27 protein-coding genes and 1 tRNA gene are annotated in these 26,262 nt (G+C 68.0%); 13 read left to right on the forward strand and 15 right to left on the reverse strand.

The genetic code is table 11. The annotated features are described in order from the left end of the window. Nucleotides 1–11: 11 nt before the first annotated feature. Together ACOQPE_RS01245 and ACOQPE_RS01250 are read right to left on the reverse strand one after the other, a co-directional pair. Entirely contained in the window at nt 12–821 is an 810-nt protein-coding gene (locus tag ACOQPE_RS01245; RefSeq protein ID WP_420610126.1) for an NTP transferase domain-containing protein, read from the reverse strand. Nucleotides 822–832: 11 nt separating this feature from the next. Further along, nucleotides 833–904 (reverse strand) — tRNA-Gln (locus ACOQPE_RS01250). Nucleotides 905–1,023: 119 nt separating this feature from the next. Here ACOQPE_RS01250 and ACOQPE_RS01255 point away from each other — a divergent pair. Continuing rightward, on the forward strand, nt 1,024–1,119 hold the full coding sequence (locus ACOQPE_RS01255) for a 30S ribosomal protein bS22 (RefSeq protein ID WP_323671112.1): 96 nt from the start codon (nt 1,024–1,026) through the stop codon (nt 1,117–1,119). Between the two features lie 26 nt (nt 1,120–1,145). Here the strand turns inward: ACOQPE_RS01255 and ACOQPE_RS01260 are convergent, their stop codons facing one another. Genes ACOQPE_RS01260 through ychF form a run of 7 tightly spaced genes read right to left on the reverse strand, consistent with a single transcriptional unit; the run spans nt 1,146 to nt 7,627 of the window. Further along, the gene (locus ACOQPE_RS01260) at nt 1,146–2,006 is read right to left on the reverse strand and encodes a 4-(cytidine 5'-diphospho)-2-C-methyl-D-erythritol kinase (RefSeq protein WP_420610127.1); all 861 of its coding nucleotides are present in this window, start codon (nt 2,004–2,006) and stop codon (nt 1,146–1,148) included. A gap of 7 nt (nt 2,007–2,013) precedes the next feature. After that, nucleotides 2,014–2,895 carry a 16S rRNA (adenine(1518)-N(6)/adenine(1519)-N(6))-dimethyltransferase RsmA gene (rsmA, locus tag ACOQPE_RS01265; protein WP_420610128.1) on the reverse strand — a complete coding sequence of 294 codons (882 nt, stop codon included), beginning with the start codon at nt 2,893–2,895 and terminating at the stop codon, nt 2,014–2,016. Between the two features lie 8 nt (nt 2,896–2,903). Beyond that, nucleotides 2,904–3,728, reverse strand: coding sequence for a TatD family hydrolase (locus tag ACOQPE_RS01270; protein WP_420610129.1), 825 nt, complete (start codon nt 3,726–3,728; stop codon nt 2,904–2,906). 38 nt (nt 3,729–3,766) lie between these two features. Beyond that, nucleotides 3,767–5,266, reverse strand: a complete 1,500-nt coding sequence (locus ACOQPE_RS01275; RefSeq protein ID WP_420610130.1) for a class I tRNA ligase family protein — start codon at nt 5,264–5,266, stop codon at nt 3,767–3,769. 59 nt (nt 5,267–5,325) lie between these two features. Further along, complete coding sequence (rsmI, locus tag ACOQPE_RS01280; protein WP_420610131.1) at nt 5,326–6,183, reverse strand: 16S rRNA (cytidine(1402)-2'-O)-methyltransferase; 858 nt, start codon at nt 6,181–6,183, stop codon at nt 5,326–5,328. Then, entirely contained in the window at nt 6,180–6,485 is a 306-nt protein-coding gene (locus tag ACOQPE_RS01285) for a DUF192 domain-containing protein (RefSeq protein WP_420610132.1), read from the reverse strand. The genes rsmI and ACOQPE_RS01285 overlap by 4 nt, the downstream gene beginning before the upstream one ends. 32 nt (nt 6,486–6,517) lie before the next feature. Beyond that, nucleotides 6,518–7,627 carry a redox-regulated ATPase YchF gene (gene ychF, locus ACOQPE_RS01290; RefSeq protein ID WP_420610133.1) on the reverse strand — a complete coding sequence of 370 codons (1,110 nt, stop codon included), beginning with the start codon at nt 7,625–7,627 and terminating at the stop codon, nt 6,518–6,520. 126 nt (nt 7,628–7,753) lie between these two features. Between ychF and ACOQPE_RS01295 the strand changes: the two genes are divergently transcribed. From ACOQPE_RS01295 to ACOQPE_RS01305, 3 genes are all read left to right on the forward strand, one after another. Beyond that, a complete protein-coding gene (locus ACOQPE_RS01295) occupies nt 7,754–8,893 on the forward strand; it encodes a CaiB/BaiF CoA transferase family protein (protein WP_420610134.1) in 1,140 nt (379 codons plus the stop codon). Between the two features lie 44 nt (nt 8,894–8,937). Continuing rightward, nucleotides 8,938–9,024, forward strand: coding sequence for a 50S ribosomal protein bL37 (locus ACOQPE_RS01300; RefSeq protein WP_416246623.1), 87 nt, complete (start codon nt 8,938–8,940; stop codon nt 9,022–9,024). A gap of 136 nt (nt 9,025–9,160) precedes the next feature. Beyond that, nucleotides 9,161–10,855, forward strand: a complete 1,695-nt coding sequence (locus tag ACOQPE_RS01305) for a polysaccharide deacetylase family protein (RefSeq protein WP_420610135.1) — start codon at nt 9,161–9,163, stop codon at nt 10,853–10,855. 50 nt (nt 10,856–10,905) lie between these two features. Here the strand turns inward: ACOQPE_RS01305 and ACOQPE_RS01310 are convergent, their stop codons facing one another. Together ACOQPE_RS01310 and ACOQPE_RS01315 are read right to left on the reverse strand one after the other, a co-directional pair. Continuing rightward, on the reverse strand, nt 10,906–12,069 hold the full coding sequence (locus ACOQPE_RS01310) for a DUF459 domain-containing protein (RefSeq protein ID WP_420610136.1): 1,164 nt from the start codon (nt 12,067–12,069) through the stop codon (nt 10,906–10,908). Between the two features lie 3 nt (nt 12,070–12,072). Continuing rightward, a complete protein-coding gene (locus tag ACOQPE_RS01315) occupies nt 12,073–13,494 on the reverse strand; it encodes an MBOAT family O-acyltransferase (protein WP_420610137.1) in 1,422 nt (473 codons plus the stop codon). A gap of 143 nt (nt 13,495–13,637) precedes the next feature. Between ACOQPE_RS01315 and ACOQPE_RS01320 the strand changes: the two genes are divergently transcribed. Next, entirely contained in the window at nt 13,638–15,353 is a 1,716-nt protein-coding gene (locus ACOQPE_RS01320) for a phospho-sugar mutase (protein ID WP_420610138.1), read from the forward strand. Here ACOQPE_RS01320 and ACOQPE_RS01325 read toward each other — a convergent pair. Then, nucleotides 15,350–16,360: an adenosine kinase gene (locus ACOQPE_RS01325; protein WP_420610139.1), complete on the reverse strand. Its 1,011-nt coding sequence runs from the start codon at nt 16,358–16,360 to the stop codon at nt 15,350–15,352. The two genes, ACOQPE_RS01320 and ACOQPE_RS01325, sit on opposite strands and share 4 nt — an antisense overlap. A gap of 58 nt (nt 16,361–16,418) precedes the next feature. Between ACOQPE_RS01325 and ACOQPE_RS01330 the strand changes: the two genes are divergently transcribed. After that, entirely contained in the window at nt 16,419–18,974 is a 2,556-nt protein-coding gene (locus tag ACOQPE_RS01330; protein WP_420610140.1) for a M1 family metallopeptidase, read from the forward strand. Then, entirely contained in the window at nt 18,974–19,102 is a 129-nt protein-coding gene (locus tag ACOQPE_RS01335) for a hypothetical protein (RefSeq protein ID WP_420610141.1), read from the forward strand. Before ACOQPE_RS01330 ends, ACOQPE_RS01335 begins: the two co-directional genes overlap by 1 nt. Here the strand turns inward: ACOQPE_RS01335 and ACOQPE_RS01340 are convergent. Beyond that, a complete protein-coding gene (locus tag ACOQPE_RS01340) occupies nt 19,089–19,940 on the reverse strand; it encodes a cytochrome c oxidase assembly protein (RefSeq protein ID WP_420610142.1) in 852 nt (283 codons plus the stop codon). The two genes, ACOQPE_RS01335 and ACOQPE_RS01340, sit on opposite strands and share 14 nt — an antisense overlap. A gap of 2 nt (nt 19,941–19,942) precedes the next feature. Then, nucleotides 19,943–20,614, reverse strand: a complete 672-nt coding sequence (locus tag ACOQPE_RS01345) for an SCO family protein (RefSeq protein ID WP_420610143.1) — start codon at nt 20,612–20,614, stop codon at nt 19,943–19,945. 805 nt (nt 20,615–21,419) lie between these two features. Here ACOQPE_RS01345 and ACOQPE_RS01350 point away from each other — a divergent pair. From ACOQPE_RS01350 to ACOQPE_RS01360, 3 genes are all read left to right on the forward strand, one after another. Next, the gene (locus ACOQPE_RS01350; protein WP_420610144.1) at nt 21,420–21,905 is read left to right on the forward strand and encodes a hypothetical protein; all 486 of its coding nucleotides are present in this window, start codon (nt 21,420–21,422) and stop codon (nt 21,903–21,905) included. 111 nt (nt 21,906–22,016) lie between these two features. Then, the gene (locus ACOQPE_RS01355; protein WP_420610145.1) at nt 22,017–22,313 is read left to right on the forward strand and encodes a hypothetical protein; all 297 of its coding nucleotides are present in this window, start codon (nt 22,017–22,019) and stop codon (nt 22,311–22,313) included. A gap of 31 nt (nt 22,314–22,344) precedes the next feature. After that, nucleotides 22,345–22,752: a hypothetical protein gene (locus tag ACOQPE_RS01360; RefSeq protein ID WP_420610146.1), complete on the forward strand. Its 408-nt coding sequence runs from the start codon at nt 22,345–22,347 to the stop codon at nt 22,750–22,752. 86 nt (nt 22,753–22,838) lie between these two features. Here the strand turns inward: ACOQPE_RS01360 and ACOQPE_RS01365 are convergent, their stop codons facing one another. Continuing rightward, on the reverse strand, nt 22,839–23,405 hold the full coding sequence (locus tag ACOQPE_RS01365) for a hypothetical protein (RefSeq protein WP_420610147.1): 567 nt from the start codon (nt 23,403–23,405) through the stop codon (nt 22,839–22,841). 167 nt (nt 23,406–23,572) lie between these two features. Here ACOQPE_RS01365 and ACOQPE_RS01370 point away from each other — a divergent pair, with 167 nt between their 5' ends. From ACOQPE_RS01370 to ACOQPE_RS01380, 3 genes are all read left to right on the forward strand, one after another. Then, nucleotides 23,573–23,851, forward strand: a complete 279-nt coding sequence (locus ACOQPE_RS01370; RefSeq protein WP_420610148.1) for a hypothetical protein — start codon at nt 23,573–23,575, stop codon at nt 23,849–23,851. Nucleotides 23,852–23,961: 110 nt separating this feature from the next. Then, on the forward strand, nt 23,962–24,312 hold the full coding sequence (locus tag ACOQPE_RS01375) for a hypothetical protein (protein WP_420610149.1): 351 nt from the start codon (nt 23,962–23,964) through the stop codon (nt 24,310–24,312). 6 nt (nt 24,313–24,318) lie between these two features. Next, nucleotides 24,319–26,211, forward strand: coding sequence for a hypothetical protein (locus tag ACOQPE_RS01380; RefSeq protein ID WP_420610150.1), 1,893 nt, complete (start codon nt 24,319–24,321; stop codon nt 26,209–26,211). The last annotated feature ends 51 nt before the right edge of the window (nt 26,212–26,262 follow it).

The following is a 26,262-nucleotide window of genomic DNA, read 5'->3' on the forward strand; positions in this document are numbered from 1 at the left end:
GCAGCGGATGCTCAGCGGCTTGTGCGCGCAGCCAGCGCCGCTTCGCAGGCCGCGAGCTGATCGGCGTCGTTCACGCCCATCGCTTCAGATGCGTCGTCGAGAGCCACCGCGGTGATCGATTCGCCGCTGCGGGCGAGCAGGCCGATGGCGTCGGGGAGGTAGTACTCAGAGGCGGCGTTTGCGAGACGCAGCTGCGGCAGCACCTGGCGCAGCTTGGCCGCGTCGAAGCAGTACACGCCGGCATTGATCTCGTTGATCTGCGCCACCGATGGCGTCGCATCGCGTTGCTCGACGACCGTCAGGCCGGCCGCGTCACGCACGATGCGTCCATAGCCGGTGGGATCGCTGACGTGAGCCGTCAGCAAGCTGGCGGCGGCACCGGCGCGGCGTCGCTCAGCGACGACGTGCCGCAGCGTCGTCGCTCGCAGCAACGGCGTGTCGCCTGGCAACACCAAGACATCACTGGCGTCTGAGTGCCGATCCAACGCGGACAGACCCACGCGTGCTGCGTCGCCGGTGCCGAGCTGGGCCGGTTGTGTCGCGAACATCAGCCGGTCGGCTTGGGGCGCTTCGGCCCCGACGGCCTCGCGGACCTGAGCTGCGCCGTGCCCGACCACCACTACGACCGGCGCCGCGTCGACTGCAGCCAAGGCATCAAGCACTCGCAGCACCATGGCACGGCCACCGATCAGATGGAGCGGCTTCGGCAGGTCCGAGCCCATGCGGGTACCGGCGCCCGCTGCGAGCACGACGGCCGCGCACGGCGGCGTCATGGGGCCTGACGTCATCGGGTCAGGCGGCATCGTGCTGGTTCGCCGCATGAAACCAAGTGTTCGGGGAGGAGGACTCGAACCTCCATTGCCGGGACCAAAACCCGATGTCCTACCAATTGAACGATCCCCGATAGCGCCGGTCTCAGCAGGCGGGCTGCCTGTGGATCGAGGGTAGCGACCCGCTTCGGCGCCATCGTCACGAATTCGGCTCGTGGCAGTGCCCCTCGGAGGCGCTAGCGTTCGGCTCTCCATGGGATCGCTGGTCAAGAAGCGCCGCAAGCGGATGCGCAAGAAGAAGCACCGCAAGATGCTGCGGCGGACGCGCTACCAGCGTCGCAACCGCTGACCTGCGTCCATCTGGGCAACCACCAACTAGTGGAGCCGCCCGATGGCGCGTGCTTCTGCTGTGCGGGCACCATCGCCAGCCGGCTTCTGCGCGCCTGCGCCGAATGGTGCGGGGACGAACCAGGTGCCGCCGCTTCCGGCCAGCTGTGGCGTACGCCCGGTGACTGCCTCGAGGTCGTCGCGCCAGGCCGAAAGCTCGGGATAGGCGGCGAGCGCGGCCGGTTCAAGGTCATTGGCGTTCGGACCGGACGGGCCGCCGAGCTCGTCCCATGCGCCGTACACCGCCGCCGTGTCGACCTGGACCGGCGGCATCCACAACAGGAACGACTGGTCCCGGAATGGGAGCGGCTCGATGATGTCGCCGATTCCAGCGACGCGAGCACGCCCGCCGACAAGGCAGAACGCCACGTCGGCACCGAGGGTCGCCGCCTGCTGCGGTGTGACGACGGCGCGCGTCTGTGGACGAGACATCGAGCCCGTGGCTGCTGCGTCGGCTGTCTCGACGGCAGTCATCCGATTGGCCCAACGGAGCACGGCGGCTGCGTCGGCCGATCCCCCGCCGAGGCCCGCACCGGGCGGGATGCGCTTGCGAACCTCGACGTGGGCGGTCCTGCCAGCAAGCTCGAGCGCCCGGATCACCAGGTTCGACCTGTCAGCAGGGATGTCCCAGTCGGTCGTTGCGCTGGCGGTGCCATTCGCCGCGAGATCCGGAACGATCTCGACCGACTGCTGCGAACTGGGATGCACGATGACCTCGTCACACAGATCGAGCGTCACCATCTCAGCATCGATGAAGTGATAGCCGTCATCCCGGATGCCGGTGATCCGCAGCCGCTGCGTCAGTTTCGCCGGGGCGAGCAGCCGGACCGCCTGGGTATGCGCCTCCACAGCCAGCTCAGCCTTGCACCGGCGTCCCCAGCGAGGCCTCGGCGAGACGCACCCATTCGGCGAGCCCGAGACGCTCGGGGCGGTCGGTCCCCTCGATGCCTGCTCTCGCAAGTGTCCCGTCCGCGTCGTCGAGGACACCGCGCAAGGTGCGCCGCAGCATCTGACGACGGTGCGCGAATGCTGTGGTCACGAGCCGATTGACCTCTGCGCGCAGATCGGGCTCCATGGACGGGGCGCGGCGGGTGATGCGCACCAGCGCGGATTCCACTTCAGGCCGGGGGTAGAAAACCGTGGCCGGCACCGCTCCGGCCAACTCGGCGTCAGCGTGGACCGCGACCCGAACGGAGACTGCGCCGTAAACACCGTTGCCAGGCGCTGCCGCCAATCGCTCCGCGGCCTCCCGCTGGCACATCACCAGCAGCCGGGTGACGGCCGGCACCTCATCGAGCACGGTCAGCACCAGCGAGGTCGCGATGTTGTACGGCAGGTTGGCAACGACGTGCCACCCGCTGCCCGGCAGCAGCGCGCTCCAGTCCATGCGTCGCGCGTCGGCATGCACGATCTCGACGGGACCCGGCCTCGACCCACCCGGCTCGGCAGGACCTGACTCACCGTCCGTGGTGAACGCGCTTACTACCTCACGCAGGAGCGGTACGAGGCGGCCGTCGGTCTCCACTGCCACCACCGCGGCACCCGTCTCGGCCAATGCCAGCGTCAGCGAGCCCAGGCCGGCGCCGATCTCTACGACGCGGTCGTCCGGGCCGACACCTGCAAGGCGTGCGATCCGGCGCACGGTGTTGGGATCGACCACGAAGTTCTGCCCGAGGCTTCGCCGCGGCGCCGCTCCGACCTGCTCCAAGAGTTCCTTGACGGCAGGCAAGGTCAGCATTCGGTCCGTCATAGGGCAGCGGGCTCATCCAGTTCGAAGATCCGCCGAGCATTGGCCGTGGTCTCGGCAGCGACCTGGGCGGTGGATACGCCACGGGCGGCCGCGACGGCTTCGCCCACGAATCGCACCCAACTCGGCCGGTTCTGCTTCCCCCGCTTGGGCACCGGCGCCAGGTACGGCGCGTCAGTCTCGACCAGGTAGCGGTCGGCGGGAACGAGCGCTGCGGCGTCGCGGATCTCGGCCGCGTTGCGGAATGACACAATCCCGCTGAACGACACCGATGCACCTCGTTCGAGCGCTGCACGAGCCTCGTCGGGCCCGCCCGTGAAGCAGTGGAACACCGTGCCGGGAGGCACTCCCTCGGCATCGAGCACGTCGAAGGTGTCCTCCCAGGCCTCCCGGCTGTGAATGACCAAGGCCAGCTCATAGCGGTGGGCCATGGCGATCTGGGCAGCGAAGGCCTCGCGCTGGGCGTCCCGGTCGGAGTGCTCGTAGTAGTAGTCGAGCCCGCATTCGCCGACGGCGACGAGCCGGGTACTGCCATCGTCGCTGCCGGCTGCGCCAGCGGCGCTCGCGTCGGCGATGAGCCGTTCGAGCACGTCGAGGGCAGCCGGGCCTTCGTCTGCGTCGTGAGGGTGCAGCCCGATCGTGGCGGCGACACCCGGCAGGGTCCGGGCCCGCTCCAATGCCGCAATGCTGCGCTCGACGTCGGTGCCGATGTCGACCACCCAGGCCACGCCGTCCCGGCGTGCCTCGGCGACGAGCTCTGCGCCGTTGTCCCACAGGTGGCAGTGACTGTCGATCCAGACGTCGGCTTCGGACACTGTGTTCATCGACCTGGGCTCATGGAACGGGGTTCATGGTGCTGGGATCATCGCAAGCGCGGGTACAGCGGCTCGCCGGTCGACACCGGCAAGCCGCCTGGATAACCACCCCAGGTCGCAGCTTCCGGCAGGCGCTGATCGGCGACCGAGCCCTCCATGCCGATGCGCCGCCACACCTCGTCGCAGCCCCTCGGCGTGGCTACCGATGCGAGCACCGCCACGATGCGCAGTGCTTCCAGCGCATCGCCGAGCACGGCATCCACCTCCGGGCCCGGATCGGACTTCCACGGCTCGGCTGCCTCGAGCATCGCGTTGGTCTCACGGATGATGCGCCAGGTGGCGTCGAGGGCTTCCGACGGCGCCAAGCGCTCCCAGGCGTCAGCGGTCTCGGCAACGCACTCAGCCACCGCCTCAGCCAGCGGGCTGTCGGCACGGGGTGCCGGCCCGATGCCTTCGCACTTGCGGCTGACCACGGTGGCGACCCGGCTCATGAGGTTGCCCAGGTTGTTGGCCAGGTCGGCGTTGTAGCGGGCAACCATCCCCTCATAGGAGAAGTCGCCGTCGGGGCCGAAGGGCTGATCGTGCAAGAAGTGGTGCCGCACGCCGTCGCTGCCGAAGTCGTCCACCAGGTCGCCTGGGGCGATCTGGTTGAGCGCTGACTTCGCCATCTTCTCGCCACCGACGAGCAGGAAGCCATGCACATGGACCCGGCGTGGCGGCAGCACACCAGCGCTCATCAGCATCGCCGGCCAGTACACGCAATGGAAGCGGAGAATGTCCTTGCCGATCAGGTGCACACCCGGCCAGCGATGCGCAAACAGGGCCTCGTCGCTGCCGTACCCGGCAGCGGTGATGTAGTTGGTGAGCGCGTCGAACCAGACATAAGTGACATGGCTCGGGTCCCACGGAATCGGGATGCCCCAGTCCAGCGACGTGCGGCTGATCGAGAAGTCCTGCAGCCCGCTGCGGATGAACCCCAATGCCTCGTTGCGCTTGGTCGCCGGAACGACGAAATCGGGATGTGCTTCGTACCAGTCAAGCAGGGGCTGCTCATAGCGGCTGAGCGAGAAGAAGTAGTTCTCCTCCGAGACGTGCTCGACCGGCCGGCGGTGGATGGGGCACATGCCGTCGTCGAGATCGTCCTCGGTGAAGTAGGCCTCGCAGCTCACGCAGTACAGACCCTCGTAGGTCTGCAGCGTGATATCGCCGTTGTCGTAGCAAGCCTGCAGCAGTTGCTGGACCGAGTGGTGGTGGCGGGGCTCGCTGGTGCGGATGAAGTCGTCGTTGGCGATGTCGAGTTGCTGCCACGCTTCCTGGAAGCGCACCACGGTGCGATCGGCCCACTCGATGGGAGTGCAGCCGTTCTGCTCGGCAGCCCGCTGCACCTTGAGGCCGTGCTCATCGGTGCCGGTCAGGAACATGACGTCGCAACCGCACAGCCGATTCCAGCGAGCGATCGCGTCAGCGGTGATTGTCGTGTACGCGTGCCCGATGTGGGGGGCGTCGTTGACGTAGTAGATCGGCGTCGTGACGTAGTAAGAGGTCACCGGTTCAGGGTACTGACGAGCACCAATGCCGCTCGCAGGATTTCGCCGCCCGCTCGCCGCTATGGCATCGGGGGTTCGAGGGAGCGAGCTAACTCTGTGGACAAGCGGTAGGCGCGGTTGCGGGCCACGCCGAGACGTTCTGCGACGACTGCTGCGGCGTCGCGGGCGCTGGAACCGGCTTTCAGCTCAGCGGTCAGCTCGGCGCTTATCTGCTCGTCGGACGGGGATTGCCAGATCGCTGGGCCGAGCACTACGACGATCTCGCCTCGTGGCGGTTCCGTGAATCGTGCCGCCAGCTCGGCGACCGTGCCGCGCGCCACTTCTTCGTGAAGCTTGGTGAGTTCGCGGACGACGACCGCTGGACGGTCGGCGCCGCAGGCCTCGGCCAGGTCGTCGAGCGTGGTGCCGAGGCGCTTGGGCGATTCCAGCAGTACGACGGTTCGCTGCTCGGAGGCGATTCCATCGAGTCGTTGACGGCGGGCCTTTCCCTTGCGGGGCAGGAACCCTTCCATGACCCAGCGATCGGTCGGCAGGCCCGAGATGGCCAATGCCGTCACCGGTGCCGACGGCCCCGGAACGGCGCTGACCTCGATGCCTGCTGCTGCTGCCGCGGCGACCAGTCGCTGCCCGGGATCGGAGATGGCGGGCATGCCCGCGTCCGTGATGTACGCGGCGGTCTCCCCAGCTGTCAGGCGCCCCACGATCTCGGCGGCCACGGCGGCCTCGTTGTGCTCGTGCATGGCCACCAGTTGCCGCCCGCTGACACCCAGCCGTTGCAGCAGCAGGCCGGTACGGCGAGTGTCCTCGCAGGCCACGAAAGACACCGCCGACAGCACCTCGACCGCCCGCGGGGCGATGTCAGCAAGGTTGCCGATGGGTGTGGCCACCAGCCACAGCCGGGGTTCGCTGTCGCTCATGCTTCCAGCCGGACGTCGAGCGTGTCTCCCACGGTCAGGCCCCAGCGTTCGCATGCGCCCGCTTGGGTCTCGATGACCGATCGAGCGCTCAGTCTCGGCCGCCCGATCCGGCCCGGCGGCATCTGCACCAGGTCCACCACCCGCCACTGCCGATCCAGGAACAGCACGTCGATGTCGAAGCTCATCCCGATGGTGTGCACACACCGGCACCGCTCGATCAGCAGCGCTCCGGTCAAGTCGTCGCGCCCGAGCAGGCCACGCCGGCGCTCGGAACGGGTGCGAGCAACCTCAAGGCTTGCCACCACTCGATCCCCGCACGCCAGCCAGGGCATGGCTACACGTTGAAGCGGAACTCCACGACGTCGCCATCGCGCATCGGATAGTCCTTCCCCTCGACTCGCAGGCGGCCCGCATCCCGCGCGGCAGACCACGAGCCTAAATCCAGCAGCTCAGCCCAGTCGATCACCTCGGCCCGGATGAAGCCGCGCTCAAAATCGGTGTGGATCCGCCCGGCGCATTGCGGCGCTCGCCAGCCGGCCCGGAAGGTCCAAGCCCGAGACTCCTTCTCGCCTGTGGTGAGGAACGTGCACAGGCCCAGCAGAGCGTGCGCTGCCGCGACGAACCGCTCCAGCGCGCCCTCCCCCAGACCGAGTCCTTCGAGCAGCTCGGTTCGCTCAGCGCCGGCAAGCTGCGCAGCTTCCGCTTCGAGCTGCACGCACAGCGGCAGCACCGTCGCGCCCGGCAGCTCGGCCTCAATGGGCGCTGCCAGTTCCGTCGCTGCATCGAGCTGGTCCTCGCCGAGATTCAGCACTGCCATGACCGGCTTGTCGGTCAGCAGGAAGTGGCTCCGCAGCGCCGTTCGGTGCAGGTATTCGTCGGGCCCATCGAACACTGCGCCGAGCGGCCATGCCCGGTACAGCGGCGTGCCGGCCGCCAGATGCTCGAGCGCGGCCTCGAGCGCTGCGACCTCCTTGGCCAGCGCAGTGTCGGACGGCTGGCTGCGGGAGGCCTTGCGGCGGCGGTCGATGCGGGATTCCACCGACTCCAGATCCGCCAGCGTGAGCTCGGTCTCGACGATGCGAAGGTGTTCGAGCGGGTCGGCGGGACCCGGCACATCGGCATCAGAGAAGGCACGCAGGACGAAGACGATGGCGTCCACCTCGCGGATCCCCGCCAGGAAGCGGTTGCCAAGACCCTCGCCCTTGCTGGCCCCCTCGACGAGTCCGCCGATATCGATGAACTCTGTGGTGGTCGGCACCACTTTCTTGCTGCCGCTCATCTCGGCGAGCGCATCGAGCCGGGGGTCGGGCACCCGGGCCACTCCGACATTCGGATCGGTGGTGGCAAAGGCGTACGGCGCCGCCAGTGCCCCGCCGCCGGCGAGCGAATTGAACAGCGACGACTTCCCAGCGTTGGGCAGGCCCACGAACCCAAAGCGCTCCATCGCCGGGCGAGGCTAATGAGTGCAACGCTGGGTGCTCACAGCCCTCCCGGGCGGTACGAAGCGCTGCGTGCAAGACTTCGCCGGGTCGGGTACGCGCCCGAGACATCCATTGACGGGGAGGAACCCATGGGACCGCTGCAGGGACTCAAGGTGATCGAGCTGGCCGGTATCGGCCCTGGACCGTTCTGCGCCATGCTGCTCGCTGATCTGGGCGCGGACGTGATCCGCATCGACCGCATGACACCTGAAGACCTCGGCATCGACCGGGGGCGCAGGTTCAACGTGCTCAACCGGGGCCGGCGTTCGGTGGCGGTCGACCTCAAGTCGCCAGACGGTGTCGAGACCATCCTCAAGCTGGTTGAGCAGGCCGACGCGCTCATCGAAGGCTTCCGCCCCGGCGTCACCGAGCGACTGGGTCTCGGACCAGACGAGTGCTTCGCTCGCAACCCGAAGCTGGTCTACGGGCGCATGACCGGGTGGGGCCAGGAAGGGCCCATGTCACACGCCGCCGGGCACGACATCAACTACATCGCCCTGACCGGAGCGCTGCATGCCATCGGACCTGCTGAGGCGCCGAGCCCGCCGCTCAACCTGGTGGGCGACTTCGGAGGCGGCGGCATGTACCTGGCCTTCGGCGTGTGCGCCGCACTGCTCGAGGCGCGTGACTCCGGGCAGGGCCAAGTCGTGGATGCCGCCATGACCGAGGGTGCCGCTTCTCTGATGGCCGCGATCTACGGCATCTACGGCTCGGGCGGCTGGGCCGACGAGCGGGAGTCCAACTTCCTCGACGGCGGCGCCTACTACTACGGCGTGTACGAGACCTCTGACGGCAAGTTCGTCTCGGTCGGTTCGATCGAGGGCAAGTTCCACGACGAATTGCTCGAGAAGACCGGTCTGGCCGACGCTCCGACGGTGGACCGCAACGACCGTGATGCGTGGGCCGGCAAGCGGGCTCGCTTGGCGGAGGTCATCAAGACCAAGACCCGCGACGAGTGGGACGAGATCATGGCCGGCTCCGATGTCTGCTACGCGCCGGTACTGGATCTGTCAGAGGCGCCGCACCACCCGCACAATGCGGCCCGCGGCAGCTTTGTGGAGGTCGAGGGCGTGATGCAGCCGGCACCGGCGCCTCGCTTCAGCCGTACCCCGGGCGCCGTCGCCCGACCGCCGGCGTCGCCGGGTGAGAACACCGATGAGGTACTGGCCGACTGGGGCTTCGACGCCGACGACATTGAGAAACTCCACGAAGTCGGTGCCGTCGGCTGAGTCCCAGAGGCGAAGCCGAACGGCGTCGGTAGCCTGAGACGCCTATGTCGAAGCGCACCAACAAGCGAAAGCTCCGGGCGCGGCGCAGCAAAGCCAATCACGGCAAGCGCCCCAACTGCGGCCGCGGCTAGGCGGCTGGCGTCGGCCGCGGGTGCGGCCAATGTGACTAGGTGCGGCTGCCGCTGCGCGCCTCTCTAGACCGGCCATCATCATGGGGTGCGCAGGCGCGGCACCCCAAGGTTGGTCAGTCTGCTGATCCTGACTGCCGTGCTGAGCGGCGCATGCCAGGTTCAACAGGGCCCCGACGCTGCGCCGGTCGCAACTGAGTCCGGCGTTGCCGAGCGATCTGAGATCTCGAGCGACGCGACGGCGGCGGCCCCCTCGTCAACCTTGCCCCCGCCCGCACCCGGCACTGCGGATGAACCGGCCTCAAGCGAACCGACGTCCAACGAGCCGTCCGGCGATCCTGAGCCGCCGGATGATGCCTCAGCGTCCGACGCAGGCACCGACGACCAACCCATCGTTCAGCAGGATCGCGAGCCGGATGCCGCTGAAGCCGATGCTGTCGAACCCGAGCCGCTGCCTGCGGGTCTCGAGGCTGCGCTGCGCACATCGTTCCCGGATTCCGCATTCGTGCTCCACCGCGAGGTGGCCCGGGGTGATTTGAATGGCGATGGCGTCGAGGACTTCGCGGTGTACATCGAGGCCCGATTCGCTGACTTGCCGGAAGGAAACCTGCTGGTGCCCGTCTTCGATACCGGCGAGGCATTTGATGTGCAGCCGCCCGTGGAATTGGGCCGTCACATCATCATCGACACCATCGACATCCGGGATGACGCGGTCGAGGTGTCCTTCTTCGATCGCTCGCCCGGCGAGCCGCTGACGGCGATCACACGACGCACCACGCTGTCCATCAGCCCCGACAGCGCGGGCCCAGCAGCACCGCCGGCAGCGTGGATCGCCACTGCCACCCGCGTCGAGCCAATCGACAATGTGCCGGCGCTACAGATCACCAGGCCGGCGACGCCGGTGGTGTTCGAGCTCGATGGCATAGGTGCCGTCATGTCGGATCGGATCGAGCTGCGCGAGCGGCACGGGTATGTCGTTCACGCCGCTGAGCAAGACGTCATGGTGGCGACGCTCACCGCCCCGGCCGGAGTCTGGCTGGAGGCCCGTCTCGGCGACGGCGCAGCGCTCGTGCCCATCGCCGAGCGGACCCAGAGATTCGCAACCCGCATACCAGCGAGCGGCGCGTGGACTGTCACGGTCGCGTCGTCGCTCCCCGAGCCGGCGGACTACCGGCTTTCCGTTGATGTATTCCCGCCGGCGCTCGGCGAGCGCATCGCTACCCGTGGCCCCACCAGCTTCTGGTCGAGCACCCACATCTCCCCGCCGGCGCTGCCAGACGACGGTCCGGTTGTTTACCTGACCTTCGACGACGGGCCGCACCCGACGTACACACCGCAGGTGCTCGACGTGCTGGCACGCCACGGGGCTCGAGCGACCTTCTTCGTCGTCGGCTACCTCGCAGAGCGATATCCACTGCTCATCCAGCGCATCGCACACGAGGGCCACACCCTCGCCAACCACTCCTGGCAACACGAGTCGCTCGCACGTGTCTCGAAGGCGGCCTTCGACCGCTCCGTCGGGCGCACCCAGGAGATCCTGGGGCCGCTCGCCACCCCGTGCCTCAGGCCGCCCTACTACGCCATCGGCAGATTTACCGAAGAATGGTCCAACGAGTTAGGCCTGAGACTGGTCGGCTGGAGCTACTCCCCGCGCGATTGGGAACAGCGCCCGGCCCAGGCGATTGCCAACGGCCTCGTTGCCCGGTCCTATCCCGGTGCCATCATCTTGCTGCACGACGGTGGCGGCCCTCGTTCGGCGACGGTGCGAGGACTCGACATGGCACTCGAACGGCTCTCAGACCGCGGATTCGAATTCAAGCCACTGTGCCGCTAGTGCACTCCTCCGCGGTTGCGCGCGGTGATGTCGCCGCAACGGGCGGCGCGTCATGACCGGGCTCCAGACGACAGGTCGACGAAGAGTCCGAGTTCGTCCAAGAGCACCTGCGACAGCCAGCGTCCGCCGACGGTGCTGAGGTGGACGCCGTCGGTGAGACGCACATCGGCGAGCTGCCCATCGGCGTCGGCCACGTAGCGGCTGAAGCCGCCATTGGGCCCCCGGAACAGGTCCCTGGTATCCACATAGTGCACCCGCTCGCGCTTGGCGGCTTCGGCCTCGAAGACCTCGTTGAGCCGCTGCATGCGGGCGTCGTACTCGGGATCCTCCATGATCGGCTGGCCAACCCAGATCAACACCCGGTCGGGGTCAGTTGTCACCAGGTCCATGACGTGGCCGACGCGCGCCGAGTATTCCTGCACCCAGGCATCCGAGAAGCGGCGCGCGATCTGGCCATCCACGACGATTGCCTGCGCGTCGTTGCCGCCGAACATCAACACGACGGCGTCGGGGTCCTCAGCGGCTAGGACCGCCACGATGCGTGTCGGCCAGTCGTAGAAGTCGGGTCGGCTCAAGCCGCTGGAGAGCTGATGCTCCGTGGAGGCCTCGATGACGCCCGTGTCGTTGGCCAGGCCCACCATGACGTGGCCGAAGAACTGCACCATGGAATCGCCCATGACGTGCAGCCGCAGCGGATCGGCCGGCGTAGGGAACCACGGCATGGTGGTGGCGGGCGCTCCCGTCGCCGCGCCGTCATCGGAGCTCCCGGCACCAGCGATCGCTGGCGTCGCCGGATCGGCAACTACGACCCCAGCACGCGCCGGATCGGGAGCCGCGGCGCCGCCGGCTTCATCCACCGCCTCGCCGGCTGCGACGGCACTGAGCGGATCGGCCGTCGCGCCGGGATCGGCCACGTCGCGACTGAACGCCTCGTCGGCCCACAGGCGCGGCAGGTGCACTCCGGCAGCACTGGCCGCGCCCTCGACCGGTTCCCACACCGCCACCGAGACATCGCGCTCCCAGCCGAACGGCTTCTGCTGGGCCTCGCGCAGCAGCTGCTGCGAGTTGAGCACGATCGCCAGGGCCAGTCCGAGCGCGCCTGCCAGCAACACCTTGCCGGCAGGCATGCCGATGCGGCGGTCGCTGGCATGCAGGCGCGGCTGGGCTCCGGACGGAGCGGTCGGAGGGCTGGGCGGAGCGTGCGAGATCTGCATTGCTCAGAACTGGAAGTAGATGAACGGGGCGACGCCCGTGGGACCGAGCACGTCAATGGCCACCAGCGAGACACCCACCACGGCGCCTTGGCCCACCCAGCCGAGACCGGCAAAGCCATCTCGCAGCACCTCGAACCAGTCGGCGGGCATGAACTGGAAGGCGAGAGCGCCGAACGTCACCGCGATCACCAGCGGCGTTGCGGTGCCGGCGTAGTTGTCGAAGTTGGCCAATGCGCCCAGCATCTCGACCGCGGCGGACAGCGATTCGGAACGGAAGAACACCCATGCCAGGCACACCACATGGAAGGTGACGAGCCATCGCACGACCTCGCCCCAGCTCCCCGGCAGGATCGGCGGCGCACCGCTGCGCTCCCGCTGCTCGCGCACCAGCCGCTCCACCGCCAGGACGACACCGTGGATCCCGCCCCAGATGACGAAGTTCCAAGTGCTGCCGTGCCACAGCCCGCCCAGCAGCATGACGATCATGAGGTTGCGGTAGGTGTTGGCCCGGCCCTTCCTGTTGCCGCCCAGCGGCACGTACAAGTAGTCGCGCAGCCAGCGCGACAGGGTCATGTGCCAACGACGCCAGAAGTCCTGCAACGTGAGCGCCCGGTAGGGATTGTCGAAGTTCTGCGGGAAGCGGAACCCGAGCAGGAGCGCCACGCCGATGGCGATGTCGGTGTAGCCCGAGAAGTCTGCATAGATCTGGACCGCGTAGGCGTACACCGCCAGCACGACTTCGGGTCCGCTGTGCGCCCCCGGATCGGCGAACACGCCATCCACGATCTCGCTCGCCAGGAAGCTGGAAATGACAACTTTCTTGAACAGGCCGTTCAAGATCAGCCCGAATGCCTCGGCAGCCGGCACGTGCCGGGGGTCGGGCCGGGCAGCGAGCTGCGGCGCCATCTCCGATGCCCGCACGATGGGCCCGGCCACGAGCTGGGGGAAGAACGACAGGTACACCGCGAAGTCCAGCGGCGCCATCTCGCGGACATTCCCGCGGCCGATGTCGATGATGTAGCTCATCGCCTGGAACGTGTAGAAGGAGATGCCGACCGGCAGCGTGTACTCCAGCACTGGCAAGGCGTTCGAGATGCCGAAGCGCTCCAGCAGGTTGGACATCTCGACGGCGAAGAAGTCCCAGTACTTGAAGATGCCGAGGATGGTGAGATTGGCAGCGACGCCGAGCCCCACCCACCAGCGCCTCCTCTGGTCGGAGCCCATAACCGCGAAGTGCCCGACGACCCAGTTGATGACGATGGTGGCGAGCAGCAGGAAGACGAACCGCCAGCTCCACCAGCCGTAGAACACGATGCTGGCCGCCAGCATGAGCGGCCTCCACACGGCCGGATGCGGCCGCGTGAGCCAGTTGACAACGAAGACGACAACGAAGAATGCTCCGAAGACGAACGTCGGGAACAACATGCCGGGCCGAACATACTTGCGCGCGCATTGCCACGGGCTGAGCCGTGGGGCCCGGGCGGCCCAGGAGCCCGTTTCACATGGAGCATGGCAACCAGGGCGGAAGGCGACATGCTGAGCCAGATGCTGTGCCAGCAGGCGAGACCGTGACGACTCCCGCAGAGCTGCTCGATTCCTGGCTGGAGATCGACCCCGATCCGCCAACGCGCCAAGCAATCGAAGCCGAGCGCCATCGCTCCGAGTGGGTGCAGGCGCACTTCGGCGGCGTGCTTCGCTTCGGAACCGCTGGCATGCGTGCCCCCGTGGGGCCGGGACCAGAGCGGATGAACCGCGTCATGGTCCGCATCGCCGCACGAGCCGTCGGCGCCGAGCTGATCGCAGCCGGTTTCGGCAGTCGTGGCGCCGTAGTGGGGTTCGACGCACGGCCAGGCTCGGCGGACATGGCCTTCGACGCCGCCCGGCTGCTCGCCGCCATGGGCATCCCTGTCGCGATCATCGACGGCCCTGCGCCGACACCGTTGCTGGCCCGCCAACTGCTCGCTCGCTCAGCGGGGGCCGGATTGATGGTGACAGCGAGCCACAACCCCCGCGATGACAACGGCCTGAAGGTGTACTGGGCCGACGGAACACAGATCCGGCCGCCGCTCGACCAGCGCATCGAAGCGCGCATGGACCTGTCGTCACTCCCTTCCGACGCTGATCTGGCAGCCCGACACGAGGTCGAGAGCCTCGATGTGCGATCAGTGATCGCTGAGTACGTGGGCGCAGCCGTCCGCCGTCCGGTCTTTGACGCGGATGGCCAGCCGGTCGATCCGAACGATGTGCCGCCGATTGTGTACACGGCGTTGTGCGGTGTCGGTTCGCAGACCCTGGCCCATGCGTTTGCCACCGCCGGTCTGCCTCCCCCGATCTACGTGGAGCACCAGCGGCAACCCGATGGCGCGTTTCCTGGGCTGCCATTCCCGAATCCGGAGGAGCCAGGCACCCTCGACGATGCAATGGCTCTCGCCGAGGATCGCGATGTCGATCTCGTGCTCGCGAATGACCCCGACGCGGACCGGCTGGCGGTAGCAGTTCGCGATCGGGACAGCACATGGTGCCGACTGAGCGGCGACGAGCTGGGCGTGCTGCTGTGCGACTGGCTGATCCGTCTGGCGGGTGAGCAGCGGCCGGCGCGGCAGTCGATCTCGGCATCGTCGGTGGTGTCGGGACGGATGGTCGAGGCCCTGTGCACTGCCCGCGGTGTGGCCCACCACCGCACCTTGACTGGCTTCAAGTGGATCATGGAGCCTCGCCTCCAACACCCCGCAGCGCATTGGCTGTTCGGCTACGAGGAGGCGCTCGGCTACTCGGTCACCGACGCCGTGCTGGACAAGGACGGCATCTCGGCGGCAGTGGAGTTTGCGCGCCTGGCCGGCTCCTTGGCTGCTCGTGGGATCAGCCCGCTTGAACGTCTCGACGAACTGACCGCCGAAATCGGACTGCACGTCACCGGCGCAGCATCAGTACGCGCCGACACTGAGGACATCGCTGCTGCCATGGCGGCGTTGCGGGCCGATCCGCCCCGCACGATCGCCGAGCTCTCGGTCACGAAGGTCACGGACTGGCTCGATCCAAGTGCGCCCCACCCGGCCGATCTCGTGGAACTGGAGCTGGCTCCGGCCACTGCGGGCGATTCGCACCGAGATCTCGAGGCGCAGGTGCGCATCTGCATCCGCCCGAGCGGCACCGAGCCCAAGGCGAAGATCTACCTCGAAGCCGTCAGTCCGAACCCTGATGACCTTCCCGCAGACCGCCACCGCCTGCAGGCAGTGCTGGACGCCATAGCTGCGGAGGTCAGCGTGTGGTTCAAGCGCGCCTAGAGCAGTTCGGCGGCCAGCTCGTCGAGCGGCACGAGCGGCCGGGTGCCCACGTGAGAGATGACCTCTGCGGCAGCCACGGAGCCCAGCCGGCCGCACAGTTCAAGGTCATAGCCGCGGGCAAGTCCGTAGAGCACCCCGGCGGCATACAGGTCACCGGCGCCGGTCCGGTCGACCACTTCGTCGACTGGCTCGACGGCGACCTGCACCATCTCATCAGGCGTCACGAGAACAGCGCCCGCGGCCGAGAGCGTCACCGATGCGATGTCCACCTGGCCCTGCACCGCCGCCAACGCCTCATCGAGATCATCGGTCTGGTACAAGGCCTTGAGCTCGGCGGCGTTCGCAAACAGGATGTTCGTGCACCGATCGACCATGTCGATGAACTCGCGCCGGTGGCGGTCCACGCAGAATGAGTCCGAGAGGCTGAGTGCCACCTGGCAGTCGTTGCCGGGCGCGGCACAGTGCTCCGCTACCTCGCGCAGTGCTGCCCGGGCAGCGGTCGGATCCCAGAGGTAGCCCTCGAGCAGCACGGTGCGGGCCCGGCCCACCATGTCCCAGTCGACATCTGCGGGGGCGAAGCCGGCAGACGCACCCAGGTAGGTGCTCATGGTCCGCTCGCCGTCAGGGGTGATGACGACGGTGCAGCGTCCCGTGGGATCGTCACGCGGCGCTCTTGCAGTTGCCTGAGTGACCCCATGTGCCGACATGTCGGCCACAAACAGATCGCCGAGCCCGTCTGCGCAGACTCGCCCCATGTAACCGGCGCGGGCGCCGAGCGCAGCGATGCCCAGCATGGTGTTGGCCACCGATCCGCCGGGTGTCATCTCGTCGGCGCCGCCGAGCAGTTCCACCATGGCGGCAAGCTCAGTCGCTCGCTGGGTGTCCACCAGCGTCATCGCTCCCTTGACGATGCCCAGACCGTCGACGACGGCGTCATCGGCCCGCAGCAGCACATCCACCATTGCATTCCCGATGCCAACCACATCAAGCGAATCCGCCGATTCCACGCATGTGGGCTTAGCACCTCAACTCGCCAGCTCGCACGGCGTCGGTAGTGTGCGCGCCGTGACGCTCCTGACTGACGGCTCGCCAAACGCCAACCCGTACCGGCTGCCAAGAGATGTACGGCCCGATCGCTATGACATCGTCATCGAACCCGACCTTGGCGCTGCACGATTCGTGGGCGAGGTCCGCATCGAAGCAACTGTGCATGCCCCCATCGACAGCGTCACTCTGAACGCTGCCGAACTCGAATGCTCAGACGCCGCACTCAGCCAGGGCAGCACGACGTCAGACGCCGAGATCTCGTTCGACCCCGAGACCGAGCGGATGACGCTGCGTCCTGCCGATGGCCGCCAGCTCGAACCCGGCGACCTCAGGATCAGCTGCACGTTCGCCGGCGAGCTGAACGACCAGCTCCGCGGCTTCTACCGCTCCACGTTCGTCGACGAAGCCGGCGAGACCCGCACCATCGCGACGACCCAGTTCGAGTCCACCAACGCCCGGCGGGCATTCCCGTGCTTCGACGAGCCGGACCTCAAGGCGGTCTTCGGCGTGACGATGATCGTGCCTGCCGACCTGATGGCGGTGAGCTGCGGCGAGGTGGTGTCGTCAGAGATCCTGGCCGACGGCCGCCGCCGCGACACGTTCGCCGACACGATGCAGATGTCGACCTACCTGATGGCGTTCATCGTCGGCGACCTCGAAGCCACCGAGCCGATCGACGTCGGCGGCGTGCCGCTGCGGATCGTTCACGTACGCGGCAAGTCGGCGCTGACCGGGTTCGGCCTGGAAGCCGGAGCGTTCGCGCTCGCCTGGCTGGTCGACTACTACGGCATTCCCTACCCCGGCACCAAGGTCGACCTCATTGCCGTGCCCGACTTCGCGTTCGGCGCGATGGAGAACATGGGTGCCATCACCTTTCGGGAAACGCTGCTGCTTGCCGACCCGCAGAAGGCCACCACCGCCGAGCTGCTGCGCATCGTGGACGTCGTGGCGCACGAGCTGGCGCACATGTGGTTCGGCAATCTCGTCACCATGGACTGGTGGAACGGCATCTGGCTGAAGGAAGCATTTGCCACCTTCATGCAGGTGGCCACCACCGATGCCTTCCGACCCGAGTGGAAGCGCTGGGACGAGTTCTCGATCGAGCGGGGAGCCGCGTTCGATGTGGATGCGCTGAGCACCACCCGACCCATCGAGTACGAGGTGGTCTCCCCCGCTGACGCCGAGGGCATGTACGACGTGCTGACCTACGAGAAGGGTGCGGCGGTCGTGCGCATGCTCGAGCAGTACCTCGGCCCTGACCGGTTCGCGGCTGGAGTGCAGCACTACCTCGAACGCCACAGCTACGCCAACACCACCACGACCGACCTGTGGGACGCCTTGGAGACTTCCAGCGGCGAGCCGGTGCGGTCGGTCATGGATGGCTGGATCTTCACCGGCGGTTACCCGATCGTGTCCGTTGAGCCGCACCCGTCTGGGCTCACGCTGTCGCAGCACCGCTTCGTGTACGGCACCGAATCGGAGGGCCTCTGGAGCGTGCCGGTCATGGTGCGTGCCCGCCTGGTCGACGGCAGCACCGCCGAACGGCGACTCCTGCTCACCGACACCGCCGCGACAGTGGACCTCGGCGGTGGCGTCGAGTGGGCGGTGGTGAACGCGGGCGGGCACGGCTACTACCGGGTGCGCTACGGCACTGATCTGCTGGCCGCGGTGGCGCGTCAAGCCCTGGAAGTGCTGGAACCCATCGAGCGGTACGGGCTCGTGGACGACACCTATGCGGCTGTCGTGGCTGGCGACGCCAGCGCAGCCGAGTTCATCGGGCTCGTCACCGATCTGGGCTCAGAGACCGACCTGCACGTCTGGCAGCGGATGATCGGGGGACTCAAGGGATTGCACGCGATCGCTGAGCCGGACGGGCGAGAAACCCTGGCCGTGCTGATACGGGATCTGGCGACCACGGCGCTGGGCGTGCTGGGATTCGAACCCCAGCCTGGCGAGCCCGATCTCGACCGCGAGCTGCGCGGCGTGCTGTTCGAGGCGGCAGGCGGCCGCGGCCGCGACGAGTTGGTCCGGGCACGTGCGCGGGAGCTCTTCGAGACAGCAGTCGACAGCAGAGCTGCTGTCGAGCCGAACCTGGCCGCAGCCGCAGTGCAGGTCGCGGCGGCGGCCGGCGACGAGACCGACTACGAACGAATGCTGGAGCTCTACCGGTCGGCTGACACACCTCAGAGCGAGTTGCGCTACGTGCAATCGTTGCTGCTGTTCGAAGACCCCACGCTGTTCAAGCGGACGCTCGAGCTGTTCGCAGCCGAAGTCCGCACGCAGAACGCCCCGTACCTGCTCGGCGCCGCGATGACGCATCTCGACCACGGTCCGATGGCGTGGGCTTTCGTCCGGGACCGCTGGGACGAGCTGACCGACCGGTTCCCCCAGAACTCGATCTCGCGGATGGTCGGCGGGATACGCGGGCTGCACACCCGTGCGCTGGCTGCTGAGGTGGAAGCCTTCTTCTCGGAGCACGAGGTGCCGCAGGGGGCGCTCACGGTTGCCCAGCACCTCGAGAAGATGTGGGTGAATGTGCGGCTACGCGAGCGCGAGGGCGCCCGCATCGGCTGATGTTCGGCCGCCCGCCTCGACGGCCGATGCGGCCGGGCGACGAGGTGTGGCTGTCATTGCGCGCACTCGCCGCCGCAGCGGCTCTGATCACCGTGGTGGTCTATTGGGCCCTGGTCATCGTGGACTGAGAGGCTGAACCGGACTGGCCGTTTTGGACTCGTCGGCCCATCGCATCATCATCGCGATGATGGTTCCCCACACGATGGGTATGCCGCCCAGTTTCATGATGAGCCCCGCCATCTGCTGGTCCGTCGCAGCATCGAGGCCATAGAAGCGCGGCGCCAGCTCGTAGGTGGCGTAGAGAGGGAAGCCTGCGAACGTCAAGAAGCCCGCAGGCACCGCCGGAACCACCCCCAGAGCCAAGAACAGGTACACCATCTTGCCGGGGTAGGCGCGCAGCCGGTGCTCGCTGAGCGGCGAGCAGATCGGCAGCCACACCAGCACGCCCGACGCCAGCCACACCGCGTCCATCACGAACGAGCCGAACTGGTTCGCCCGCAGTGTGTCCACCGCCCATGGCGAGTGCGTCGCGACCAGGCAGCCGTTGAACACCAGTCCGGCGGTGACCGGCTGGGTGAGCCGGGTCATGAGCCGGTAGAGCCGCAGCCTCGCCAGGATCCGCCGAGCCATCGGCTCGGGAATGCCGAGCACCAGCAGCGGTGCCGCAACCAGCGTGTACAGCATGAACTGCGCCATGTGGGCCGACGCAAGGTATCCGGCACCGAGGACGCCGAGCGGCCAGTCCGACGCCAGCCAGAACGCCGCCACCCCAGCCACGAAGAACCACATCTGCCGGCGCTGCGCCGCTGCTTCGGCGGGATCGGGCGGCTGTGGGCGCAAGGTGCGGGCCCGCCGACACGCCACCAAGTACGGGACTGCGATCGCAAGTGATGCCGCCCAGACACCCGGATAGGCACGCCATGACCAACTCCACGGCTCTTCGAGCGCCGAGCACCAGAAACGCATCGCTACAAGCCTGCCTCAGCCGGCGCATTGGGCTCGATACCGGCGAGGATCGGCAGGTCGTGGTCGAACTGGGTCTGGCGTGTGGGATGCGGGTACTGCGCGTAGCCGTATCCGTTCGGGGCGTAGGCGAACACCCTGGCATCGTGAGCGATGTCGTAGTCGACATCGCTGTGATCCATGGCGCTCATGTCGTCGTGATCCATGCCGGTCATGCCGTGAGCGCCGGTGGTGGTGGTGTCGAAGATCTTGATCGACGCCAGCGCACCCAGCTCGTTCTGCAGGTCGGTCAGCTGCTGCTCGCTATGGGGGATGAGGCCCACGAAATCATCGCTGAACTGGTCGAGGTAGGCACGCAGCACGTCGGGCGAGTCGCGATCCGGGTCGACAGTGACGGCCAGCACAGCCACGTTCGTGGGGGCACCGGGACGGTTCAGCACGCTCGCAAGCTGCGCGAGCTGTACACCGCAGACATCGGGGCAGTTGGTAAACATCTGATACACGAGCCGGACCTGCCCCTGGGTATCAGCCGCCAAGTGCATCTCGTTGCCGTCGGTGTCGGCAAACGCCATGTCGGGCACCTGTCGCAGCTGAGACGCGGGCACGGCCAAGCCCTCGTATCGCGACTCGCTCGCGCTGCCGCTCCCGCACGCAGCCAGCGCGAGCACAGCGGCCACGGCCAAGACAACACCACAGCAACGATGACATGCCGCCCGGACCTGACCGTGAGACCTCATGGCCGCCGTGACCTCCCTGGTGAGCACGGAGTTCGGACTCTCCGTCACCATCCGGCCGGACGCGATGTCCTGCGTACCGCCGGACGCTAGCGCCAAGTCATTCTCGGCATACAGCGCACTCGGCTGCAAAGCCGCCGCTCCATAGAGATGGCACCGACGGTCGCACCTGTTTCCACAAGCCGGTGTAAGACCTGTGGACAACTTCGCGGGCAGTCATCAACCCGGCGTTCGTAGCGCTGCGCCCCGCTCGTGCCTTCTGCGCTCATGGACTTCCGGGACCGGGGTTCGGACCTCGGCATCGAAAGGGTCGAGTTTCGAACAACCGTCCCTGTCGAGTGGAACGCCTACGCTGCGGACGCCGTCAAGACTGGGCATCGCGTGGCTGATGTGCCCAGGACTGCTTCAATGGAGGGCTGATCAACTGATCGGCCAAAGCCCGAAGTCGAACGGATCGTCACCGACGATCAGGCGCCTTCAATGAAGGGCGGGGACTATTCCCCGCCAAACCACCGCTTCGTCGTCTCAGCCACTGGCGGCCTCACCGCCGAGTCATACCCGCCATGTCATCGTCGGGCACGGCGACGGCCTGAGCGCCCCGACCGGCAGCGCTGTCGCGCCAACACTATGCCCATGACGAGCGTGAGATACCTCAAAAACCATTCGAGTGCGCCGAACCGATGACAGTACGTTTCGGGGCGCATCGGCGAGACGAGCGGCGGGAAAGCGCATGGCTACCATTCAGACCGTGCCGGAGCAGTCCGCGACAGCAGGCGCGACCAGCGAGGCAGAGAACGCGCGCGGCGAGGCTGAGTCCCGGGGGCCAGCAGGCGAGCACGACGATGGCACGAACAGCACACAACCGCCGCCGATTTCAGGTTCGCGCGCCCGTCAGCGCCGGGCTCTCTTCGGCCCGACGGCGGCTGTCACGATCATCGCCGCGCTGATCGCGTCCATGACGCTCGCTGCGGTCACGGCGTTCAACACGCTCCGCTCCGACATCATCTCCGTGCGGACCGAACTGCGAGACGAGATCAGGTCGGTGGAAACCGGTCTGCGAGACGAGATTGCAGCGGTGCGGACCGAACTGCGAGACGAGATCGGGTCGCTGCGGACCGAACTGCATGACTTCCGAACCGAGGTCGGTGCGGTGCTGCTCGATCATGCCGAACGTCTCGCGCTCATCGAAGCCCTGCTCTTGAACGGCACCATCGACTCGAGCCAGCAGTCCTGAGCACTGGCCCCAACCCTGCTCCGCGGGATGGACATCCCGCGGAGGACAGCGTCTCCGGAGCTGCGCTCGATCCTGTTGCATACCGTCGGCGTGCTGGGGCGCCTCGGCTAGGTGATCAGCAGGCTGGAAGGCGCCGATGAAGCGCTTGTGTTCGGGTCGTGGGCCGCTCGCTTCGAGGGCGAGCCAGGTCGCTTTCCGAACGATGTCGATGTCGTCGTGGTCGGCGACGTGCCGCTGCGGTCGGTTCGCGAAAAATGCCGCGAGGTCGAACAGCACCTGCGAGTAGACATCAATCCTGTTGTGATCGACACAGGTGCTTGGAGCGCTCCAGAAGCGGAGCCGTTCGTTGCTCACATCCGCGAGCAGCCGCTGGTGCCGATCTCACTCGACGCAGACCCTGATGGCTGACTGGCTCGCGGAGGCCATCATAATCGGAGACGTGGAGCGAGTGCCGGCGAACATGGGTGCCGCCGGCGAGCCCATCAACGGCGCCAGGCGACACGCCCACTCAGCCCGCAGCATCGCCGAGAGCGACACGACGCTTGCCATAGCAGCCTGCCACGACGCCATCCGCAAAGCCCCGACCGCCGACCCCAAGATCATGACTGTGACACCATCTTCGTACGGTTGTTCTCATGGAAAAGAACGGCGACCGGGCTGGTGGCGGCGACTCCCTGCCGCAAATGTCGCACAGGAGGCGCCTGCCGGTATCGAGGTGCGGGCCGACGCTGTGGCGGTGCCCGAGCTGTCCGATGCGGCGTTACATCGCCGGCTGGACGAGATCGGCCGGGCAACGTCGACGTTGGCGGCGCCTCGCTGCTGGTGGTGGCCGACTACGACGCGGTGAACCACCAACTCACGAACGCCCGCCTGTCAGACGGCACACCCATTCCCATCGGTGAGATCGGCCGCATCGCCGACGGCGGCATGCTGCTAGCTGAAGGGGTCGCAGTCGATCTCGGAGGCCACGAGCCGTTGTGTCCAGTTGCTCAGGGGTCCGTTGTCGTTGTTGGTGGCCCAGCGATCGGGGCTGTGCCAGCCGATCGCGTACGGTGTGTGAGGGTTGCCGACCCAGCTCGGGGCGCGGTCCGCCGAGGCGGTGAAGTCCTCGAGAAAGCCTTTGACGCGCTGGCACTCGTCGGCCACGGCCCCCCAAGCCATGATCTCCTCGTACAGCTCGTCCACCATCGTGTTGGACGCCTCGGCAAGCACGGCCGCCCACGCGTCGGCCTCTTGGACGCGTCTCGCGGTGCGCTGCGCGTTCTTCTTGGCATTGGCCAACGGCTCGTCCACCAGTGCACGCAGGTCAGCGGCTGCGGCATCGTCGAGATCGTGGGCCGCGATCACCTGCCGGACGCCTTGGCGGGCCTTGGTGATCTGGTTCACCGCTTTCTCGGCCGACATGGCGGCGCGGTCCAGCGCCGTGTCGCCCGAAGCGTTCGCCGGCGCGGCGACGGCGACGAGCGCGGCGGCTGCCAGCACCCCTGCGATGCCGAGCACAACTCGGCGGCTCCTACGGCTCGGCATCACGTTTCTTCCGCTGTGGGCTCAGATGAAGACGCAATCGTTACCAGATGCCCCGACACCGGACAAGACCTGCCCAGCTTGCCGCGCCGAACCGCCGCCACGCGCATTCGGGCCGCCCGGCATGCCGTAGGGTCCGCGCCGTGGCCGACCGCGTGCTGATCCGCGCCGACGTCGACGCCGCCCGGCCGCTGCTGGGCCAGCTCGCCGGCCGCTGCGTGCACCCCCTCACAGCCGACGCCTCCGCCGAGTGCATGGCCCGCTGGCTCCTGCGAGACGCCCCCGCCGCCGCGGACCCGATCCCCGGCTGCTGGGCGCTCACCGCCGCCTACGGGATCGCCGCAGCGCTCGCCGCGCGCCACCCCGCAGCCGCCGGCACCCTCGCAGCCGTCGGCCCGCTGGACCGCGCCCTGGTCCGCTAGATCATCGACAGCTCCCCCGCCGGCGCCCTCGCCGCCGACGCGGACGCGCTCATCGGCCACGGTGCCGCGCTGATGCGCACCGCCCACGTCGCCACCCAAGCCACAGCGCCGTGAACGGCCCCAGCGAGACCGTCGCAGCCGCAGCAGCCGACATACGCGCAGCCCTCGACAGCGGCGAGCTGTGGCCCCTCGGCGTGCTGCGCGCCCGCGAACTCGACCCCGACAGCCCCCACAGCCACGAACCCGGCGCCGCCGTGCTCGCAGCACCCCGCCGCCCGACACAGCCGCCGCCCTCGCCGCATGGCTGCGCGCCGTCGCCGCAGCCCTCGACGAGACCGACCGCCCCTGACACGCCGACCCGACCCGGACCGGCCCGGACCGTGCCGCTGTCACGGCATATCGAGCCGCCCGGCACGCCGCCCCGACCATCACACCCCCCCGCCGCTTCCGTGGCACCCTGAGCGGCCATGCTTAACCGCCCCGCTCGCTCCCTCGCAGCGCTGCTCGCAGCAGCCCTCGCAGCCGCGACGCTCACCCTCACGGCCGCAGCGCAGCCCGCAGCCGCCCAAGCCGCACAGCACGGCGCGTATCTCGCCGGCTCCGAGCCGTGGACAGAATCCGACTGCGCCGGCCAGACAGCCGTGGTCGCCGCCTCCGACACAGCAGCCCAGTCCGACCTCTACTCAGCTGTCACCCTCGCCGGCGCATTGGGCACCCGCTGCGTCGTACTCGCCGGCGCCCGCACCGAGCCGATCCCCACCGCTCAGCTGCTGCGCCTCGACGCCGCGGCGGGCACCGTGCACGTCGTGGGCGGCCTCGCCGCCGTGCCCGCAGCCAAGATGGCCGGCTACCGCACCGAGCGCACCGCGGGCGCTGACCGCTGGGCCACAGCCGCCCAGGTAGGAGCAGCCGCCTCCGGCACCCGACCGCCGGCCATCACGCCCGGGCCGCCCTGGAACGCCGACTGCGGCGGCCAGACCGCCGTGGTCGCAGCCTCCGACACAGCAGCCCAGTCCGATCTCTACAGCGCTGTCACCCTGGCGGGCGCGCTGGGCAGCCCCTGCGTCGTGCTCGCCGGCGCCCGCACCGAGCCGATGCCCCCAGATCAGCTGGCACGCCTGCGCGCCGCCGTGGGCACCGTGCACGTCGTGGGCGGCCTCGCCGCCGTGCCCGCAGCCAAGATCGCCGGCTACCGCACCGAGCGCACCGCGGGCGCGGACCGCTGGCAGACCGCCGCCCGCGTCGGCGCCACGGCCGCCGGCACCGAACCCCCCGCACCGCCGCCCGCCACCGGCGACCACCCCGAACCGCCCACCGGCACCGCAGCAGGCATCACCCCCGAGCAGCGCATCGTCCACGTCACCAACTGGTTCACCCGGATCGGCCTCGGCCAACCCATCCCCGTCAGCTTCGCAACCGGCCAATGCCACGCCGCAGCCGCCGCCTGCGCCGACGACGACACGATCTACTACACCGACAGCCCGAGCCAGATCGTCGGCGCGCTGATGGCCCACGAATACGCCCACATCTGGCAGCACGACCGCACCGCCGACGTCGGCCTGGGAAGTCTTCCGGCGTGGGTCGTGGAAGGCTTCGCCCAATACATCAGCCACCGCTACAGCCCCGCCGAAGCCCGCACAGAACGGGACCTGTGCGGCGCGCCATTGGGCGAGGACAACGAGCTCGCCCGCATGGGACCCGGCCAATACTCGGCCAGCGTCTACCGGGCCGGCGAGCTCGCCTTCACCCACCTCGTCGACCAATACGGCTGGCAGGCTGTCATCGACTACTGGAACACCCCCGGCACCCACCAACAACGATTCCAAACCGCATACGGCACCCACCCCGACGCCTGGGAAACACGATTCCACAAAGACGCCTGCCGCAACGCCATCTACCTCCGCGCCGTTGCCCCCAACACCGATCCGATCCCTGCCTGGCCGTGGATCACCGCCGAGAACTGCTGCATGAGCTTCGTCAACGACGATTTGTGGGGTTGGAGCAACGGTGCCTATCCCATCGACGCCATCCGCTTCTCGCCCGACCACGTTTTCGACGAATTCCTGATCACAGACACAGATCATCGAATAGTTCGCTCCGACACAGCACCGGTTCGCGGCGCAACCGTGTATGTCTTCGGCGACGGCATGCCGGCAGTCATCGCCTGCTACCGAGACATCTACAAGGTCCCGGCGGATGCTCTGCCGCCGGGGTGGCGGGGCGACTTCATCTACGCGTTGCGCGTCGAACTCAAGATCTTCGGCGAATGGCACCCCGGCTACCTCGGCCCCGGGGGGGACTACTGGCCTGAGCGTTACCGTCTGCCAGCCCAGGACTTTGCAACCTGCCTCAAGGAATAGCCCCGCCGTGGGTTGGCCGCCGTGCCGTGCCGATGCCGTGGGTATCCGTGC

It is taken from the genome of Candidatus Poriferisodalis sp. (assembly GCF_965219595.1).
In the GTDB taxonomy this organism is placed as follows: Bacteria; Actinomycetota; Acidimicrobiia; order Acidimicrobiales; family Poriferisodalaceae; genus Poriferisodalis.

Bases quoted from the DNA above. Each gene is read 5' to 3' on its own strand.
- ychF (WP_420610133.1), bottom strand. From the start codon at position 7,627: ATGGAGCGCTTTGGGTTCGTGGGCCTGCCCAACGCTGGGAAGTCGTCG.
- ACOQPE_RS01255 (WP_323671112.1), top strand. From the start codon at position 1,024: ATGGGATCGCTGGTCAAGAAGCGCCGCAAGCGGATGCGCAAGAAGAAG.
- ACOQPE_RS01335 (WP_420610141.1), top strand. From the start codon at position 18,974: ATGTTCGGCCGCCCGCCTCGACGGCCGATGCGGCCGGGCGACGAGGTG.
- ACOQPE_RS01245 (WP_420610126.1), bottom strand. From the start codon at position 821: ATGCGGCGAACCAGCACGATGCCGCCTGACCCGATGACGTCAGGCCCC.
- ACOQPE_RS01310 (WP_420610136.1), bottom strand. From the start codon at position 12,069: ATGCAGATCTCGCACGCTCCGCCCAGCCCTCCGACCGCTCCGTCCGGA.
- ACOQPE_RS01295 (WP_420610134.1), top strand. From the start codon at position 7,754: ATGGGACCGCTGCAGGGACTCAAGGTGATCGAGCTGGCCGGTATCGGC.
- ACOQPE_RS01270 (WP_420610129.1), bottom strand. From the start codon at position 3,728: ATGAACACAGTGTCCGAAGCCGACGTCTGGATCGACAGTCACTGCCAC.
- ACOQPE_RS01300 (WP_416246623.1), top strand. From the start codon at position 8,938: ATGTCGAAGCGCACCAACAAGCGAAAGCTCCGGGCGCGGCGCAGCAAA.
- rsmA (WP_420610128.1), bottom strand. From the start codon at position 2,895: ATGCTGACCTTGCCTGCCGTCAAGGAACTCTTGGAGCAGGTCGGAGCG.
- ACOQPE_RS01340 (WP_420610142.1), bottom strand. From the start codon at position 19,940: ATGCGTTTCTGGTGCTCGGCGCTCGAAGAGCCGTGGAGTTGGTCATGG.
- ACOQPE_RS01315 (WP_420610137.1), bottom strand. From the start codon at position 13,494: ATGTTGTTCCCGACGTTCGTCTTCGGAGCATTCTTCGTTGTCGTCTTC.
- ACOQPE_RS01380 (WP_420610150.1), top strand. From the start codon at position 24,319: ATGCTTAACCGCCCCGCTCGCTCCCTCGCAGCGCTGCTCGCAGCAGCC.
- rsmI (WP_420610131.1), bottom strand. From the start codon at position 6,183: ATGAGCGACAGCGAACCCCGGCTGTGGCTGGTGGCCACACCCATCGGC.